The sequence below is a fragment of the Kushneria phyllosphaerae genome (genome assembly GCF_900312995.1).
Classification (GTDB): Bacteria; Pseudomonadota; Gammaproteobacteria; order Pseudomonadales; family Halomonadaceae; genus Kushneria; species Kushneria phyllosphaerae.
The window spans coordinates 741616-759642 of the sequence record NZ_ONZI01000001.1 but is presented as its reverse complement, the minus strand read 5'-3'; the positions used below and the strand labels follow the sequence as shown (position 1 = coordinate 759642).

Annotated in this window: 12 protein-coding genes and 1 pseudogene; 3 read left to right on the top strand and 10 right to left on the bottom strand. The window is 59.9% G+C overall.

Annotated features, from left to right (window positions below; all coding sequences use genetic code 11):
• Positions 1-154: 154 nt before the first annotated feature.
• The 6 genes and pseudogenes from KSP9073_RS03315 to KSP9073_RS17940 form a co-directional block, all read right to left on the bottom strand.
• Positions 155-1927: a hypothetical protein gene (locus KSP9073_RS03315; RefSeq protein ID WP_108841503.1), complete on the bottom strand. Its 1773-nt coding sequence runs from the start codon at positions 1925-1927 to the stop codon at positions 155-157.
• A gap of 77 nt (positions 1928-2004) precedes the next feature.
• Positions 2005-2847, bottom strand: a pseudogene (locus KSP9073_RS03310) (YifB family Mg chelatase-like AAA ATPase); the annotation flags it as partial.
• A 102-nt stretch (positions 2848-2949) separates the two neighbouring features.
• Positions 2950-4731 (bottom strand): D-lactate dehydrogenase, encoded by a 1782-nt coding sequence (dld, locus tag KSP9073_RS03305; protein ID WP_108841502.1) that lies wholly within the window; start codon positions 4729-4731, stop codon positions 2950-2952.
• A 286-nt stretch (positions 4732-5017) separates the two neighbouring features.
• Positions 5018-6133, bottom strand: coding sequence for a metallophosphoesterase (locus KSP9073_RS03300; protein WP_108841501.1), 1116 nt, complete (start codon positions 6131-6133; stop codon positions 5018-5020).
• 231 nt (positions 6134-6364) lie between these two features.
• Positions 6365-8365 carry an OPT family oligopeptide transporter gene (locus KSP9073_RS03295; protein ID WP_108841500.1) on the bottom strand — a complete coding sequence of 667 codons (2001 nt, stop codon included), beginning with the start codon at positions 8363-8365 and terminating at the stop codon, positions 6365-6367.
• Positions 8366-8677: 312 nt separating this feature from the next.
• Positions 8678-9208, bottom strand: coding sequence for an accessory factor UbiK family protein (locus tag KSP9073_RS17940; RefSeq protein WP_439330928.1), 531 nt, complete (start codon positions 9206-9208; stop codon positions 8678-8680).
• A 102-nt stretch (positions 9209-9310) separates the two neighbouring features.
• On the opposite strand from KSP9073_RS17940, the gene KSP9073_RS17460 reads away from it, so the two are divergent.
• The 3 genes from KSP9073_RS17460 to glnK all read left to right on the top strand — a co-directional run bounded on the left by KSP9073_RS17460 (position 9311) and on the right by glnK (position 11570).
• Positions 9311-9505, top strand: a complete 195-nt coding sequence (locus KSP9073_RS17460) for a hypothetical protein (RefSeq protein WP_133240973.1) — start codon at positions 9311-9313, stop codon at positions 9503-9505.
• A 259-nt stretch (positions 9506-9764) separates the two neighbouring features.
• Positions 9765-11012 (top strand): ammonium transporter, encoded by a 1248-nt coding sequence (locus tag KSP9073_RS03285; protein ID WP_108841499.1) that lies wholly within the window; start codon positions 9765-9767, stop codon positions 11010-11012.
• Between the two features lie 219 nt (positions 11013-11231).
• On the top strand, positions 11232-11570 hold the full coding sequence (gene glnK / locus KSP9073_RS03280; protein ID WP_086621444.1) for a P-II family nitrogen regulator: 339 nt from the start codon (positions 11232-11234) through the stop codon (positions 11568-11570).
• 90 nt (positions 11571-11660) lie between these two features.
• Here the strand turns inward: glnK and KSP9073_RS03275 are convergent, their stop codons facing one another.
• From KSP9073_RS03275 to KSP9073_RS03260, 4 genes are all read right to left on the bottom strand, one after another.
• Positions 11661-12263 carry an FMN-dependent NADH-azoreductase gene (locus KSP9073_RS03275; protein WP_108841498.1) on the bottom strand — a complete coding sequence of 201 codons (603 nt, stop codon included), beginning with the start codon at positions 12261-12263 and terminating at the stop codon, positions 11661-11663.
• Between the two features lie 291 nt (positions 12264-12554).
• A complete protein-coding gene (locus KSP9073_RS03270) occupies positions 12555-13364 on the bottom strand; it encodes a ferredoxin--NADP reductase (protein ID WP_108841497.1) in 810 nt (269 codons plus the stop codon).
• Positions 13365-13549: 185 nt separating this feature from the next.
• Positions 13550-15598, bottom strand: coding sequence for a methyl-accepting chemotaxis protein (locus KSP9073_RS03265; RefSeq protein ID WP_243409096.1), 2049 nt, complete (start codon positions 15596-15598; stop codon positions 13550-13552).
• Positions 15599-15854: 256 nt separating this feature from the next.
• Positions 15855-17915 (bottom strand): methyl-accepting chemotaxis protein, encoded by a 2061-nt coding sequence (locus KSP9073_RS03260; RefSeq protein ID WP_243409095.1) that lies wholly within the window; start codon positions 17913-17915, stop codon positions 15855-15857.
• Positions 17916-18027: the final 112 nt, after the last annotated feature.

The following is an 18027-nucleotide window of genomic DNA, read 5'->3' as shown; positions in this document are numbered from 1 at the left end:
AATGAACACTTCGCCCACCGCAGCAAAGATCCTCGCCTGCCAGTGAAGGGGTAGCAGTTTGGCTCTTCGTCAGAAGAACACCTTTCGCCTGGTTTGCATGAAGGATGATCTTACCGACAATACGGCCATCGCCAGCCAGGGTGGCACATAGCATCTACGCCAAGTCACCGCGCCCAATACCGATCTTGCTAAAAGCATTCATCACTGAGGCCTCGCAGGGTATCTGTTCATTTTTGGATTTAGGGTGCTTAAAAGTATCTGCGAACCCTGGACAGTGCCCCGCCAATTTTTGGACGACCCCTTGAACGTGCCGCACGCTAGACAGCACTTGGCGCAGCCAATGCTCAAAGTTGCCTTGATGGTTTAGAGTGAAGACTAATCCTTTATAGGAAGAAGGTTTGGATGCTTGGTCACTACCGTCAGCTCTGGGCTTGGGAAGGCGACGTTGGAGTTCCATGAGATAGAGCGTTTGATCCAACACATGCACTTTAATGACAAGTATCCCGCGAGGCACTTTGGTCTGAGTATCCATGTAGACCCAGTTGGCCACTGCTGTTTCCACATTATCATCTATTCCGAAAGGTTCAAGACTGATCAATCGAGGGTCTGGGGCAGTGCTGAAACCATCTTCAAAGGTAAACCAGCTAACGTCACGAATTGTTGCGGGACAGGCCGATTGTAAATAGAGAAGCGCATTCCATATATCACGTAGAAAGCCCTGCGACTCCAGTGTAACAGGAGCATGAATAGACGCTTGTCCTACTCTTTTTCCTGATCCATGGGGCTCCCCGGTGGAAAAAATGGTTTCGTCACCAGGAACGGGTATGCCTCGTATATCGGGCACATTTTTTCGAGCATATCGTTTATCCAGAACGGCGCGAGGCTTGCCTAAAATAACGAATTCGTCCTCGGCAAGGTCCAGCCAAGAAGAACCATGGTCGGGTTCGTCATCATCTGTAAGGTCAATGACATCGGGGGTATCTTGAAGCTGATGATAGGGGAACCGAGAGGGGGCGTTGTCGCCATCGGTGGCTGGTATCGGCGTTGATTTCTCTCTTTCGCGGTGGATTATGGCACCGTCGGGCTGTGAACAGCCCAATATCTGTAAACCCAGAAATGTGTTGCCATCATCAACTGGAATGCCAGATACGGAAATTTCGCCGCTCCCCTGAAACCATGGAGTGACCTCTAATAGCATCTTGTCCGGAGAAAAACTGGCTTCAATTTGCGCATAAATATTTTTTGCAGCACGCTCCGCATACGGATCGTACAGCATGTGAGCGAGCAAAATAGCATCGTGCTTATGAACACGATGAGTAAATTTGACGGGCCATGTGCCTGGGGGCACGGGCGCATTGAGCGGTCGATAAAGCCGCTCTTTTATTTCATTCCAAGGGTAAGTGGCAAGTACACGCTTGATTTCAGAAGATCGGCCGTAACAGCGTGCAAAAAACTCTATGCAAGGGATGAGCAGATGTTTGCCATCCGGGAGGTCAAATTCAATCAGGTACGATCTGTGCTTTCTGTCCAGAGGCAAGTAGTTTGAATTATGAAAGGAGGTATAGAGGCTGCGCCCTTCTTTGAGCAGGTCGTCCAGGGAGACAATTCGCCAGCCGCCCAGGGAGAACGAAACGGAAAATGTTTTCTCATCAAACACGATGCGGGAGTTGGATACCCCCTTTTCCCAGACAGACCCAATTCTCAACAGTCCTAGATGCGTTAAGACCGTCTCACGTCTCACCACGTTTCCTAAGTTATTCTTATGGTCAATGGTTCTTAAGAAGACATGGATTTTAGGGACGCTGCGTGAGCGATTATTCTTGAAGATAGGCCCATACCACCAAACGACCAAGCACTCTGCCTCGTCTTTAAGAGTGCCATCCGGGAAGCTAAAAGTTCTGCATTGTTTGAGAGAAACGGTCACCAAGGCGCACTCTATGTAAACTCAACATAGAGATTGTCGCAGCAATTATTGTTTAGTCGCAATAATTATTGAAAATGACAGCCGCCACCCACCAGAGCGGCAGGGCTGGCCCCGTGATGCGGGGCGCGAAACGGGCGCTGACCCCAGCGCTCGAGGATATCAAGCCCGCACACCGAGCGAATGGCCGCCACTTCCAGACTCTCGCTCTCGGTCAACGGCGGCAAAATGCTGGCCAGCCGACTGGCCAGCATGGTCTTGCCGGTGCCTGGCGGACCTGCGAAAAGCAGATTGTGGCCTCCGGCCGCGGCGACTTCCAGCGCGCGGCGCGCCTGATGCTGGCCGCGTACGTCACACAGATCTGCCGCGGCGACGGTGGCGGCGGGCGGCTCAGCCAGCTGATGTGGCGTGATGCGCCGCTCGCCGGTCAGATGCGCCACCACTTCCAGCAGGCTGGACACCGGCAGCACTTCCAGATCGCCGGCCAGTGCGGCCTCATCGGCATTGGCCGTTGGCAATAACAGCTGACGCCCGGCATCGGCTACTGCCAGTGCCGCCGGCAACACGCCGGTCACGGCGCGCAACTGACCATCGAGGGCCAGCTCGCCCACGCACTCCAGGTTGCCCACCGCCTCCTGCGGGATCTGTCCGGAGGCGACCAGAATGCCCAGCGCAATCGGCAGGTCAAAACGCCCGCCCTCCTTGGGCAGATCGGCCGGGGCCAGGTTGAGGGTGATGCGTTTGGCGGGGAACTCAAAGCCGGCGTTGATCAGCGCACTGCGCACCCGTTCACGACTTTCCTTTACGGCCGCCTCGGGCAGCCCAACGATGGCAAGCCCCGGCAGTCCGTTGGAGAGATGCACCTCGACCACGACTTCAGGCGCTGCCAGCCCGACGCTGGCACGGGTGGGAATGATCGCAAGCATGCAGGGCTCCAGAATGGGATCAGCACGCCGCCTCCCGCGGCATGCATTAGACATCCCTTTAGCATCGGCTGTGCCCTGCCGAGACTTTAACCGAAACGGCCATCAGGACGTCGAGGTGGTCTCTGTCCCCTTATGCTCGCCCCAGTGGCGCTGCTTGCTGGTCTGGCCGATGCCTAGGTTGAAGCAGTTGCACGGATCAAGCTGCTTGTAGAACGCCCGCAGAGCCGGTTTGGCGTGATAGAGATGGCCCACATTGTGTTCGGCCGGGTATTCGGCGCCGCGCGCATCCAGCAGTGCCCACATGCGGTGCTCAAGCGCCAGACAGTCGGTGCCCTTTTTGACGATGTAGTCCTGGTGCATCACGTGACAGAAGAAGTGGCCGTAATAGAGCTTGTGGATCATCCGGGCATTGACGTCATCAGGCAGGACCTCCAGCCAGTCGCGCTCGTTGCGCTTTAACGCCACATCAAGCGCTACGATGTCCTCGACTTCATCCCCATGAATGATGCGATAGCGCCCGGCGGCGCCGGCAGCAGCAAATCGATGCAGGAAGGCCTTTTTGCCTTCGTCATCACTGCACTCGAAATATTCGCCCTCGCGCATGGCGAAGTGCGCATCGAGCAAAGCGCGGGTACGCGCGACGTTCTCCTCGCCGACCTTGAGCAGCAGGTGATGCTCGAAGCGGTCGCGATAGTCGTTCATGCGCTTTGGCAGATGATCGGGGAAAAGCCGGCCAAGCGTTTGCAATACGCGGTCGGTGACATAGTCCGGCAGAAAGCGCAGCCGATTGCAGACGTCATCGATACGGTTCTTGCGATCCCACAGCGCCGGTAGTCGATGGGTACCCAGCTTTTCAATGGTGAGGAAGGTGTCCTTGCCATACTGTTTGGCGATGTCATAGGCGTCGCGATGCATGTACTCCCCGGCAATCGGCAGCGTCTCGAAATCAGACAATATCTGCCGACGCAGTTCGGTCAGCTCTGCGGGCGTGTTGGTACCGATGTAGAACACCTTCGGGTTTTTCTCCTGCTCGAAGGTGTCCAGGCGCAAGGCAAACACCATCAGCCGACCGGCCGAACCGGCCGCCTCATGCAGCCGACGCGGATCGGCATTGAAGCGTGCCGGGGTATCGGCCTCGATGTCACGAACGTGGTGGTGATAGTCCGGATCAGATGCCGCGGCATCGCTCTTGTCGATGTCGGATTCGCGGTAATCCCCACGCTGCAGACGCTCAAGGATGGTGTCCGGATCGTCGCCGAGCCGCACGCCCAGATGGTTGACCAGTTCGAGCTCGCCCGCCTCGCTCATGCGCGCATAGAGCGCCATTTCGGTATAGGCAGGTCCCCGCTTGATCAGCGAGCCGCCGGAGTTGTTGCACACGCCGCCAAACACCGAGGCACCGATACATGAAGAGCCGATCACCGAGTGTGGCTCGCGCCCCATGGGGGCCAGCGTCTTTTCGAGCTGATCCAGCGTGGCGCCGGGCAGGCAGATCACCTGACGGCCGTCATCGATGGGCTGGATGATGTTCATCCGCAGCGTGCTGACAATCACGATCTCGCGGTCGTAGTCGTCGCCATCCGGTGTGGAGCCGCCGGTCAGGCCGGTATTGGCGGCCTGAGTGATCACGATGCGATCGGTTGCCATACAGGCCTTCAGCACCTGCCACTGTTCCATAAGGCTGCCCGGTCGCACGACGGCCAGCGCGCGACCGGTGCCAAAGCGAAAACCGGTGCGATAGCGCCGGGTAATGACCTCATCGCTGAGCACAAAGGCCCGACCCGCAATCGCCTCGAGCCGGGCAATGAACTGTTCGCGCTCGGCGGTATCGGCAGGCTGTCTCTCAAGGATGGGGTGATCAAGGGTCTGGCGATAGGTCGTCATTGAAGTCTCCACAACATCGCCGCATTGAGGCGGCTATCAATCGCCTCGCGGGCCTGGTCCATCAGCAGGGTTCCGGCAGGTCGGCATCCGCATGTGGCGGGTCAGTCATCGACCCATCGGGCAACGGCGGGAACCTCAGGGAGCATGGCAGGCGTGCCTGTCATGCGGGTTTCGGCGCTACATCAGAACATCATTGTGAAACCGATGCGGCCCTATTACCAGTGGCTGAACCGCACCGATCACCCAGGCGTGCCCGCCACCGCCCCTGACGAGGAAGAGCGAGCCCTCACTCACGGCGCAGGGTGATGCGGGTCAGCTCCGAAGGCTTGCCCAGACGCAGGGCAAAGCCCATCCACAGTGCCGTGCCATTGCTGACGTAAAGCGTCATGCCGTCCACGTTATAGCGTCCCGATACGAACCCGTTGTTGGCACGTGCCACGATCCGGTCCATGCCGATGATCATGCCGCCATGGGTGTGTCCCGAAAGCTGCAGGGCCACGCCTTCACGCGCCGCGCCCCGGGCATTTTTGGGCTGATGATCGAGCAGGATGATCGGCACCTCGGCGGGAATGCCCTCAACGGCTGCCGCCACATCCGGGCCCGGCAGGCCGCGGCTCGGGCCAGCCGGGTCCGTAACGCCGGCGATGGCCAGGCGCGCACCGTCACGCTCGATAAAGGCATGCGAATTGGACAGCCGTTGCATACCCAGTGAGACGTAGTGCTGCATCCACGGCTCGTAGCCGAAATAGTATTCGTGGTTACCGGGGATCACGAACACGCCATCGACAGCATGAAGCCCGGCCAGCGGTGCGACATCGTCACGGCGATTTTCAAGCGTGCCGTCCATCAGATCTCCCGTGATCAGGATGGCATCGACGTTCAGCGCATTGGTGCGTTCGACCACGGCGCGGGCCCAGGTCTCTGGAAAAAGTCCACTGATGTGAAGATCGGTGAGCTGCACGATTTGATAGCCCTCAAACGCCGGGGCAAGGCCCGGGATCGCCACCTCGATATCCTTGACCGGCGGCACGCGGGCAGCCTGTTGAACGCCCCAGATCCCCAGACCCAGCGCCAGCAGGCCGATCAGATAACGTGCCATGGGGGGCGCGGCCATACGCTGCTGCTTAACCAGCATGGTGATGAGCATGACCAAATCCATCAGCAGCTGAAAGACCGCCAGCAGAATCAGCGCGCCAAACAGGGCATTCAGGGTCATCGACAGCGGGCGTGGTGTTTCAGGGGAAAAGATTGACCCGGTAATCCAGCGGCTGATCAGATGCTGTTCGGCCACGATCAGCAGCACCAGCGCCAGGGCAAGCTTGATCCAGAGCGGCGCCGTCAGCGGCAATAAATAACGAAGCACGACAATGCCCCAGGGCAGGGCAGCAACCAGATGGAACATGGCTCGGAACTCTTTTGGTCGATGACGTTTTGGGTCGAATACGTTGGATCAGGGGCGTTTGATCAAACAGGGTTCACAAAGGATAGCGGACGAACGACCCGGGCATGATCCGGAAGTCTCATGGCCCTGTCCTGAATCGATAAGGCTGCGATAAGCCGCCGTGTCTGACACAGTGCTCAAAACGACCGCGCCCCGCTCAATGGCGGGGCACGGTCCTCAACGGCACAGCCTTTATGCGCGCGCTGCCGTAATGCGCTGATAAAAGGCCAGACACACGGCGACAAACACCCCGAGGCCCAGCCAATGGGCGGTCGGGGCAAAATCGCTGCCCACCAGCGCCAGCGGCGCGTTACTGCCGGTAAAGCCGATCACACCGGCCATCAATACGCCCATCAGACTTTCACCCACGATCAGCCCCGAGGCGAGCAGTACACCGCGCTGCTGCGAGTGTTCGCGCCGGGAATCATCGGTCCGTGCCAGACGACGGGCCACGCACCAGGACAAAAGCGCGCCGATCACCAGCGGCATGTTCACACTCGGTGGCAGGTAGATGCCCAGCCCCACTGCCAGTACCGGCAGCCTTGCCACGCCATCGCGGCGGCGCAGCAACTCATCAATGCCGATCAGTACCGCGCCCAGCGCCACGCCGATCAGCAGCATGTGGGTATTAAGATCATGGTTGAAGATGCCGCTGGCAATCTGCGACATCAGCGTGGCCTGCGGGGCGGCCAGCGCCTGGGCGGGGTCCATGCCCTCGCGCGGCAGGGCCCCGGTAAAGCCATAGGCGTTGTATAACAGCGTCAGTACCGGCGGGATGATCAGTGCCCCCACCACACAGCCGATGATCAGCACCAGCTGCTGACGCCAGGGCGTGGCGCCGACCAGGTAGCCGGTCTTGAGATCCTGCAGGTTATCGTTGGAGATCGCAGCGATGGCCAGAATCACCGAAGTGGTAAAGAGCGCCAGCCCCACCGCCAGCTGACCGCCGGCGGCACCGGCGATGTCGGTGCTGATGCCGGACAGCGCGAGAATCAGAAGCGAGACCAGGATGACCGCAATGATGCCGATACCGGAGATGGGACTGCTGGAAGAGCCGACCAGCCCCGCCATGTAGCCGCAGGCTGCGGCGATCAGAAAACCGAAGACAAAGGCAAAAAGCACGCAGCCGATCACCAGCGACCAGAAGGCCAGCGATGACAGCTCCGGCGCATTGGACTGAATGAAGACGGCAAAGACGGCCACCAGCGCAATCAGCAATACGCCGGCAAGCCCCAGAATCCACGCCCCCGGCAGATCACGGTCGGTACGCTCGATGACACTGTTGTCCGCTCTGGCAGAGCCGGCCAGTGCGTGGCGCATCCCCTGAACCAGCGATTTCGACAGCGTGCCCAGCGTCCAGAGCGCGGCAATCGCGATCGTGCCGGCACCCATGAAGCGCACGTCGCTGGACCACAGTGACATGCCCAGTTCACTCAGCGACTGCCCGGGGCCCTGAGCGTGGGTCAGCGTCAGCCAGGGCACCGCCACCCCCCAGGCGATCAGCAGCCCGATCAAAAGCGCCATGCCGCCGACGATTCCGACCAGATAGCCCGCCCCGACCAATGCCAGCGAAAAACCGGTTGAGAGCTGAAAGGCGGCGCGTCCAGCGCTGAACCACAGGCTGATGCCGTCGGCGAGCACCCGAAAGCCGCTGGCCAGCAGCGTAAAGAGCGCGGCCACCACGCCCCCCAGGGCAATGTCTCCGGCGCCGGTGCTCTGGCGCTGGGTACCGTCGCCTCCGGTTGTCCTCTTGCCCACCTTGAGAATCTCGGCAGCGGCCACCCCTTCCGGATAGGGCAGCGAGCTCTGCACCACCATGACCCGACGCAGCGGAATGGTATAGAGCACGCCCAGAATGCCGCCGATGGCGCAGATCGAAAAGGCCTGCCAGAACGGAAAGCCCGCCCAGAAACCGATCATTAAAAGCCCGGGCAGTACAAAAATGATCGCCGACAGCGTCCCGGCGGCCGAGGCCTGGGTCTGTACCATGTTGTTTTCAAGAATATTGGCGTTGCGACAGTAGCGCAGCACCGCCATGGAGATCACCGCTGCCGGAATCGAAGAGGCAAAGGTCAGCCCGACCTTGAGACCGAGATAGACGTTGGAGGCGGTAAACACCACGGTAATCAGGGCACCCAGCACGATGCCGCGCAGGGTCAGTTCGGGCAGCGTCTGCCCGTTGGCATGAGACATGTAAACCACTCCTGATGCGTACGCGCCCTGCTGGTCGGGCAGCCTCGGGGCAACCATAGCAACCGCTGGCACGCACCATGACAATGCCCGACACGCTGTCTCGGGCCTTAAGGTAAATCGCAGGGGGAGGGTTTTACTTCATTTGCAGGCGAAACGTCGAGCTTTCGTGTCAATACGGCGCAGCCGTCTGCTCATGCGCGATTCGACAAAAAAGCATTATCAAAACAACAGCATTGCCAGAACAACAGCATTACCCAAAACAACAGCACCGCCAAAAGGCGGTGCTGTCAGTGCGAGAAGGGTCAGGCGGGGTCAGTCCGCGGTGCCCTGCCCGCTTTGGTCATCAGAACCGGAGGCCCGCTTGCCGCTGCCGCGAGTCGTCTTGCCGGCCGCCTTTGAGGCCGCGGCGCTGGCGGGTTTGGCGGCGTCCGAGGCACTGCCTGCGCGATCGGTGGCATGGCTGCCGGTGCCGACGGCGGCGGCCGGGGCATCATGCTCACCGGCCAGACGCTCGGCCTCGGCGGTCGTGCTGGCACCACCCGGAGTGGCAGCGGCACTCATGGCAGAAGGTGCGACGTCGGTGGCCGACTTGCCGTCACGCTCATCGAGGGCGGCTTCCAGACGGGTGACCTGCTTTTCCAGCGCTTCCACGCGCGAACGGGTGCGCTGAAGCACCTCCATCATGACGTCGAAATCTTCGCGCGAGACCAGCTCCATGCGATCAAAGGCGCTGCGCATGGCGCTTTGTACCGTACGCTGGATTTCCTCGGGCCCGCGGGAGACGTCCTGCAGACGCTCGCCGACCTGCTGCGCCAGTCGTCCAAAAATATCGTGCTTTGCCATGTCTGCCCTTCCTCTGATGTTGTCTGTATTCCCTGAAAGAGAGGGTCGGCCGCATCACACCCAGGATGCCTGCCAACAATACCTGCCTACAGGATACGCAACATGACGCCGGAACGCCTAAAAACCGCAACGCACCAAAAGCGCGCATTACCGCGTACTCATCAGGTCATTTTAGTGCATATGAAGGCCATTGATGCGCAGTTATGGTGCTTACATGATTTTACGAGCTGTTCATTCTTCAATAAACGATTGTTTTTAAAGCACTCGCGCCGTGATGGCACATTGCCTGCCATGTAATGGCAGGGCGTCGGTCAGCCTGATCAGGGGAGATAACACATGACACTCATCACGACCATGACCCAGTCCCTGGTGCCCTGCAACGCATCTTTTGTGCCTTGCAACGTGCGCGCCCTCCCGGCCGTTCACAGCGCCTCGGGCAACGGCCATCGGAGGATGAGTGAGAAGCCTTTCGTGACATCGACAGATGTCATCTGCATTCGTACCGGCGAACGTGGCACTGACGCCGTCCAGACTCCGGCTGCAAGGATATAATCACATGAACGAACTTGTAGAAGTGCAGTACGCACTTGATACCTTTTATTTTCTGATCTGCGGGGCGCTGGTGCTCTGGATGGCCGCCGGCTTCTCGATGCTGGAAGCGGGCCTGGTACGGGCCAAGAACACCACCGAGATCCTGACCAAGAACATGGCGCTGTTTGCCATTGCCTGCACCATGTACATGCTGGTCGGCTATCACATTGTTTATCTGGGCGATGGCGGCAGCGTTCTGCCCGACTTCGGCTTTCTGATCGGCGCCGAGCACAGCATGGATGACGTGCTTTCAAGCGGTGGCGATACCTATTACGCCGCCCGCTCGGACTTCTTCTTTCAGGTCGTGTTCGTGGCCACGGCCATGTCGATCGTTTCCGGCGCCGTGGCCGAGCGCATGAAGCTCTGGTCCTTTCTTTTGTTTGCCGTGTTCATGACCGGTCTGATCTATCCGATTCAGGCCTACTGGTCCTGGGGCGGTGGTTTTCTGGATGCGGCAGGCTTCAGCGATTACGCCGGTTCCGGCATCGTGCACCTGTGCGGTGCGGCCGCGGCACTGGCTGGCGTGCTGGTACTGGGCCCGCGTCAGGGCAAGTACGGCAAGAATGGCGCCATCAATGCCATCCCCGGCGCCAATATGCCGATGGCCACGCTGGGCACCTTTATCCTGTGGCTGGGCTGGCTGGGCTTTAACGGTGGCTCGGAGCTCAAGCTCTCCGACATCAGCAGTGCCAATGCCGTGGCTCAGGTGTTTGCCAACACCAATGCCGCCGCCTGCGGTGGCGTGATCGCTGCCCTGATTCTGGCGCGACTGTGGTTTCGCAAGGCCGATCTCACCATGGGCCTCAACGGCGCGCTGGCAGGTCTTGTCGCCATCACGGCCGGCCCTTCGGCACCGAGCATTCTGGCCGCCACCCTCGTGGGTGCCGTGGGCGGTGTGCTGGTCGTGTTTGCCATCGTGGCGCTGGACAAGCTGCGCATCGACGATCCGGTCGGCGCCATTTCAGTGCATGGCGTTGTCGGCATCTGGGGCCTTCTGGCCGTCCCGCTGACCGATGGGGATGCAGGCTTTGGCGCTCAGCTTCTGGGCATGGCGACCATCTTCATCTGGACGTTCGTGGCAAGCCTTGTCGTATGGCTGGCGATCAAGGCCATCATGGGGGTACGCGTCAGTGCAGAAGAAGAGTATGAAGGCGTGGATGTCGCTGAATGCGGACTGGAAGCCTATCCTGAGTTCACCGGCGGCAAGCGCTAGGCAATTGCCTGTCCGATCCGCACTGTTTCGGGCACCCGGCAAGGGTGCCCTTTTCATGCACCAGGCCATGATGTATGACCGCAGCATTCATGCCGGCATGACACGACGCCCGACCTTTGGCGGCAATCATGTTTTTTCAACCGGTAAGCGGCACTGTATGCTTGAATCACAGGGCAGCGGCCCTACCCACTCCATGACGATCAGGTGAGGACACGAAAGATGAAACTGGTATCTGCCATCATCAAACCCTTCAAGCTCGATGACGTACGCGAGTCACTCTCCGAGGTTGGCGTTCAGGGGATAACCGTGACAGAGGTCAAGGGCTTCGGTCGTCAGAAAGGCCACACCGAGCTTTATCGCGGCGCCGAGTACGTGGTCGACTTCCTGCCCAAGGTCAAGATCGAGGTGGCCGTGGACGATGCCATGGTCGATCAGATCATCGAAGCCATTACCTCGGTGGCCAACACCGGCAAGATCGGTGACGGCAAGATCTTTGTGGCCCCGCTCGAGCAGGTCATCCGTATCCGTACCGGCGAAACCGGCCAGGACGCGGTCTGAACCAGCGCCCCGGAACACTACGGATATCAAAGTGCTATGGATATCAAAAAACCCGCCGATCGGCGGGTTTTTTTGTGTCCGGGAGCGCGTTTACAGCGACAGCGCGTCGATCTCGGCGCGGGCAGACGCCTGAGCGGTGCTGACCGCTTCTTCGCCCATTCCCAGCCCCTCGGCATAGACGAACTCGATATCGGTCATGCCCAGAAAGCCCAGGAAGGTACGCAGGTAGGGCGTGACCAGATCATGATCGGTATCGCGGTGCAGGCCGCCACGCGTGGTCAGCACGATCACGCGCTTGCCGGTGATGAACCCTTCAGGCCCCTGCTCGGTATAGCGGAACGTGACACCGGCACGTGCCACGAAATCACACCAGGTCTTGAGCTGAGTCGGGATGTTGAAGTTATACATCGGGGCCGTCACGACGATGGTGTCGTGGCTTTTGAGCTCATCGACCAGCGTGTCCGAAAGCGCCAGAGCTTCCTGCTGGGCCGGTGTCGGTTCGGCCACGCTGCCGCGCAGGGCGGCCATCAGTTCGGCGTCCAGCACCTCGACAGGCGTGTTGGCCAGATCGCGGACCGTGATGCTGCCGGCCCCGTGACGACTTTCAAACCGATCGCCCAGATAGTCAGCCAGCTGGCTGGACTGGGAGTGCTCGCCAAGAATGCTGGATTTTAGAATCAGTGCTTTCGACATGCTTTTATCCTTGAAAGTGGGGCAGGAGGACGGAATAGCGCCACTTTACACGCCCATTTAATTGAAGGTGAAGCGCAATAATTGCCGCTTTTCATTCGTTTTTATCGAATACACCAAAAGACGCGTCCTGTCGGTTTTCAGGACACAAAAAAACGCCGGACCCGAAGCCCGACGCCTTGTGGTTCATGAACCGATACGACTTATTAATGCCGGCACGCTTTCTCGGCCTTGGTTCTAATGCTTGCCCACGGTTCTGATTATCGACCCAGGCTCTATTTCTCGACCCCGGTTTCATTTCTCGACGAAAGCGCGTTCGATCACGTAGTCGCCCGGCTCGCCCATGCGCGGTGAGATGGTAAAGCCCAGCTCATTGAGCACCTGACTGCTCTCCTCGAGCATGGCCGGGCTGCCACAGATCATGGCGCGGTCATGTTCGGGGGTCATTTGCGGCAGACCGATATCGGCGGCCAGCCTGCCGGAGCGGATGTGATCGGTCAGACGCCCCATGGTATGGAACTCCTCACGCGTCACGGTCGGGTAGTAGATCAGTTTCTCGCTGATCTCCTCGCCCAGCAGCTCGTGGTTGGGCAGATCACGGGTGATGAACTCCTGATAGGCCAGTTCACTGACGGTGCGCACGCCATGGATCAAAATGACCTTGTCAAAGCGCTCGTAGACTTCCGGGTCCTGAATCAGGCTCAAAAACGGCGCAAGGCCCGTGCCGGTGGAGAGCATGTAGAGATGACGCCCTTCCTTGAGATCATCAAGCACCAGCGTACCGGTCGGCTTGCGGCTGACCAGCAGCGAATCGCCAACCTTGAGGTGCTGAAGTCTTGAGGTCAGCGGGCCGTCCTGCACCTTGATCGAGAAAAACTCCAGATGCTCTTCCCAGTTGGGGCTGGCGATCGAATAGGCACGCGTCAGCGGCTTGCCGTCGGCCTCAAGCCCGATCATCACGAACTGGCCGTTTTTAAAGCGCAGGCTGTCCTCTCGAGTGGTACGAAAGCTGAACAGCGAATCGTTCCAGTGATGAACGCTCAGGACTTCGGTGGTAGCAAACTTGCTGGACACGTTGGAAAACTCCCTGACAATGGGTCGCATTTGCAATGGGTAAGTGGGCCTATTCTAGACATTGCGCCCGCGGGCGTCACTGCACGTACGCGCCTTCCTCAAGCCCAGTGCCTCGCCCTCAACAAAAAGTGCCTCGCCCTCAACAAAAAGTGCCTCGCCCTCAATAAAAAAGGCCACACACAAGTGTGGCCTTCTGATCGAATGACATCCCAGGGTCAATGACTCAGCCGGAAGGCACCGACCGTGGTGGCCAGGCGCTGGGCCTGCTGGCTGAGCGATTCGGCCGCCGCGGCTGACTCCTCGACCAGCGCAGCGTTTTGCTGGGTCATGTCATCAAGCTGGGTAATCGCCTGATTGACCTGACCGATGCCGGTGGACTGCTCGTTGGTGGCACGGCTGAGCTCCTCGATGACCGTGCTGACCCGACCGACCCGCTCGACAATCTCACCCATCGCATGGCTGGTGGTGCTGACAAGCTCGGCGCCGCTGGTGGTTTCGCTGCTGGAGGTGGTGATCAGCGACTTGATGTCCGTGGCGGCCTGAGCACTGCGGTTGGCCAGATTTCTGACCTCCTGTGCCACCACCGCAAAACCACGGCCCTGTTCACCAGCCCTCGCGGCCTCAACCGAAGCATTCAGCGCCAGCAGGTTGGTCTGAAACGCGATCCCGTCGATCACATCGACAATCGATTCGATTTTTCCGGACGTCTCCCGGATGCGGGCCATGGTCGCGACCACACGCTGCATCTGATCACCACCGCTGCGGGCCATGGTGGCCGCTTCATGGGCCAGACCGTTGGCTTCTTTCGTTGACGTGGCCGAGTACTCCACGGTACTGGTCAGCTCTTCCATCGCGGCTGCGGACTCTTCCAGGTTGGCGGCCGTGGTTTCGGTACGTCGGGACAGGTCATGGCCGCCGGCGGAGATTTCGGCCGCCGCGAGCTGTACCGAGTGGCTCGAGTCACGAATGTCGATCAAAACGGTTTCCATGCGATCGACAAAGCTGTTGAAGGCTTCGGCCAGCTGCGCCGGCTCATCGCGTCCCATCACCGGCAGACGCTGGGTCAGATCCCCGTCCCCGTTGGCAATCTGGCGCATGCGCTCGGCCATGGTCTTCAACGGACGGGCAATGCGACGGCCGACCATCCAGATCGCTGCCAGCCCCAGCGCACTGACCAGAAGACCGACCAGCGACATGGTCACCAGTGCGCTGCGCTGTTGAGCAGCCAGCTCGTTTTGCAAGGCATTGAAGTCGGCATACACGGCGCTTTTGGGTACTCGCAGCATCAATTGCCACCGGGTGTTATCGCCAATATTGACCGGCAGTTGCAGGGTCAGGTCATCCCCGACAGTGGTCATGATCGAGCGGTCACCGCCACTGACCAGCTGCTGGGCAGTGTCTGCATTAAAGAACTGGCCGGCCGGCTTGCCGGGGCTTGCGGCATCGCCTGAATATCCAACGATCGTGCCGGCATCCGACACGAGGGCAATACTGCCCGTGCCCTGATAAAGGCCCTTGTTGGCATCAACAAGGATGCTCTGAATGAAATCCAGCGACAGATCCACACCGGCACTGCCACGAAAAGCGCCATTCACCATGATCGGCACGTTAAACGAGGTGACCAGAATGGTCTTGCCGTTGTAATCATAAGGATGCGGGTCGGTGACACAGGCACGTCCGGTCTCGCGGGTGCACAGATAGTATTCACCCTCGCGGATACCGCTATCCATTACCCTGTCGCTTTCCATGCCCTTGCCCAGCCCCAGGACCTCGATGCTGCCGCTTTCGGTGCGATACCACCAGGGCATGAAGCGGCCATCCTCGCCGTAGCCCAGTGCGGTCTGGCCCTGATAATCGGCGTCACGATCAAAGGCGTTGGGCTCCCAGCCCACGAAGGCATCCAGCAGGTCAGGATTGTTGATCACGCGCTGGCGCACGATATTGGACATCACCTGACGGTCGATCGGCAGCAGCGCCTCGCCCGTATTTGAGCGCGCCATCATGGCGTTGGTATTGGCAAGTTCCGTGGCCGTTTTCAGGGCATTGCCAAGGCGGGCACTGATATCGCTGGCCTGAGCTTCTCCAAGCGCCTGTAGACGCGCCTGAATGGACTCGCTGAGCTGCGCCTCGGTGCGGCTGGCCGTTTGTTGCTGGGTTCGAGTCATGGTCATCAACGAATACAGCACCAGCACGACCACCACCGCCAGCAGACAGGCGCCTGCAGTCACGGTGACAAAATTACGAATGGATCTGAACTGCATCATGATGCGTCACCATGGCTCTCAGTGGCTGATAAAAACCCCTTTGGGTATGTCGGTCCGACAGATGATGACAACCGCGTCACCGTTCGTGTCTGAAAGCTATAACGGCCCGAAAAAATTGATCTTGATCAAACTCGACCAGGGTGGCAGATAATTTAAGCGCTGCGACAGACGGCTACTGCCATGAAAAGCCCCGACAATGAAAAGCCCCCGCCACGGTCGCATCGTGACGGGGGCTGAAAGGACAGTGCAGCTCGGATCAGGACACGCTGTGCCCGCTCAGCCTGAAGGCACCCACCGTGGTGGACAGCCGCTGCGCCTGCTGGCTGAGCGACTCGGCAGCGGCAGCTGACTGCTCGACCAGCGCGGCATTTTGCTGGGTCATGTCATCAAGCTGGGTGATCGCCTGATTGACCTGGCCGATGCCGGTGGACTGCTCGCTGGTGGCACGACTGAGCTCCTCGATCACCGTGCTGACCCGCCCCACCCGCTCTACGATCTCGCCCATCGCCTGGCTGGCAGCATTGACCAGCTCCGCACCGCTGACCGTCTCATGGCTTGAGGTGGTGATCAGCGTTTTGATGTCGGTCGCAGCCTGGGCACTGCGGTTGGCAAGGTTGCGCACTTCCTGCGCCACCACTGCAAAGCCGCGGCCGTGCTCGCCGGCACGCGCCGCCTCGACCGAGGCATTCAGCGCCAGCAGGTTGGTCTGGAAGGCGATGCCCTCAATGACATCGACAATCGATTCGATCTTGCCGGACGTCTCGCGAATGCGCGACATGGTGGCGACCACGCTGCTCATCTGCTTACCGCCGCCGCGGGCCATCGAGGCCGCTTCATGGGCCAGACCGTTGGCCTCCTTCGTGGAGGTGGCCGAATGTTCGACCGTGCTGGTCAGCTGCTCCATGGCCGCGGCCGACTCTTCCAGGTTGGCGGCCGTATTCTCGGTGCGCCGGGAGAGATCATGGCTGCCCGAGGAGATTTCGGCCGCCGCCAGCTGTACCGAATGGCTTGAGTCACGAATATCGATCAGCACCGTTTCCATCCGATCGACAAAACTGTTGAAGGCCTCTGCCAGCTGTGCCGGCTCGTCACGCCCCATCACCGGCAGGCGCTGGGTCAGATCCCCGTCCCCGTTGGCAATCTGGCGCATGCGCTCGGCCAGAAACTTCAGCGGACGGGCAATGCGACGACCGACCATCCAGATCGCCCCAAGGCCCAGCGCGCTGATCAAAATGCCCACCAGCGTCATGGCCAGCAACGCCTGGCGTTGCTGGTCGGCAAGTTCCTGCTGCAGCGCCTTAAAATCGGCATAGACCGCGCTTTTGGGCACCCGCAGCATCAGCTGCCAGCGCGCCTGATCGCCGATGGTGACCGGCAGTTGCAGGCTTAGATCATCACCAGCGGTGGTCATGATCGAGCGGTCGCTGCCACTGATCAGCTGTTGGGCAGTGTCTGCATTAAAGAACTGGCCTGCCGGCTTGCCGGGGCTTTGCGCGTTGCCCGAATAGCCCACGATGGTGCCATTGGTCGAGACCAGTGCGATGCTGCCCGCGCCGTTATAGAGGCCCTGATTGGCCTCAACGAGCATGCCCTGAATGAAGGCCAGCGACAGATCCACCCCGGCACTGCCGCGGAAGGTGCCATTGACCAGAATGGGTGCGTTGAACGAGGTCACCAGAATAGTGTTGCCGTTGTAATCATAGGGGGCCGGGTCGATCACGCAGGCGCGCTTCGTTTCGCGCGGACACAGGTAGTATTCGCCCTCACGGACGCCGTTGGCCTGGGCCTTCGTGCTCTCCATGGTGTCTCCAAGCCCCAGTACTTCAACACTGCCGGTCTCGGTGCGATACCACCAGGGCATGAAGCGACCATTCTCGCCGTAGCCCAGCGCGGTCTGGCCCTGATGATCGGCGTCGTTATCGAAGGCGCTGGGCTCCCAGCCGATAAAGGCATCGAGCAGCTCGGGGTTGTCGATCACGCGCTGGCGCACAATGCGCGACATATCGCGGCGATCAATGGAAATCTCGGCCGCCCCATCGCTGCCCCGAGCCATCATGGCATTGGTCTGCGCCAGCTCCTCGGCGGTCTGCAACGCCTTGTCAAGGCGGACGCTGATCTCACTGGCCTGCGCTCGACCCAGCGCCTGCAGGCGCGCTTCAATCGACTCGTTGAGCTGCACTTCGGTGCGACTGGCCGTCTGCTGCTGAGCTCGGGTCATGGCGACCAGCGAGTACAGCACCAGCACGACGACCACCGCCAGCAGACAGGCGCCCGCCGTAATGGTCACAAAGGTACGAATGGACTTGAACTGCATCATGATGCGTTACCATGGGTTGCAAACGCGGGCTGGCGCCACGCAGGAAGTTAAGGGCAATAACGGCAACGACAGCGCTGGACTTGATCAACAGGCGTACGAATCAACAGGCATA

What these genes read in the sequence shown, in the direction of transcription:
- KSP9073_RS03300 (WP_108841501.1), bottom strand. Translation starts at nt 6,133, where the DNA reads ATGTTCCATCTGGTTGCTGCCCTGCCCTGGGGCATTGTCGTGCTTCGT.
- dld (WP_108841502.1), bottom strand. Translation starts at nt 4,731, where the DNA reads ATGACGACCTATCGCCAGACCCTTGATCACCCCATCCTTGAGAGACAG.
- KSP9073_RS17940 (WP_439330928.1), bottom strand. Translation starts at nt 9,208, where the DNA reads ATGGCAAAGCACGATATTTTTGGACGACTGGCGCAGCAGGTCGGCGAG.
- KSP9073_RS17460 (WP_133240973.1), top strand. Translation starts at nt 9,311, where the DNA reads ATGACGCCGGAACGCCTAAAAACCGCAACGCACCAAAAGCGCGCATTA.
- KSP9073_RS03295 (WP_108841500.1), bottom strand. Translation starts at nt 8,365, where the DNA reads ATGTCTCATGCCAACGGGCAGACGCTGCCCGAACTGACCCTGCGCGGC.
- KSP9073_RS03265 (WP_243409096.1), bottom strand. Translation starts at nt 15,598, where the DNA reads ATGATGCAGTTCAGATCCATTCGTAATTTTGTCACCGTGACTGCAGGC.
- KSP9073_RS03275 (WP_108841498.1), bottom strand. Translation starts at nt 12,263, where the DNA reads ATGTCGAAAGCACTGATTCTAAAATCCAGCATTCTTGGCGAGCACTCC.
- KSP9073_RS03270 (WP_108841497.1), bottom strand. Translation starts at nt 13,364, where the DNA reads ATGCGACCCATTGTCAGGGAGTTTTCCAACGTGTCCAGCAAGTTTGCT.
- KSP9073_RS03285 (WP_108841499.1), top strand. Translation starts at nt 9,765, where the DNA reads ATGAACGAACTTGTAGAAGTGCAGTACGCACTTGATACCTTTTATTTT.
- glnK (WP_086621444.1), top strand. Translation starts at nt 11,232, where the DNA reads ATGAAACTGGTATCTGCCATCATCAAACCCTTCAAGCTCGATGACGTA.
- KSP9073_RS03260 (WP_243409095.1), bottom strand. Translation starts at nt 17,915, where the DNA reads ATGATGCAGTTCAAGTCCATTCGTACCTTTGTGACCATTACGGCGGGC.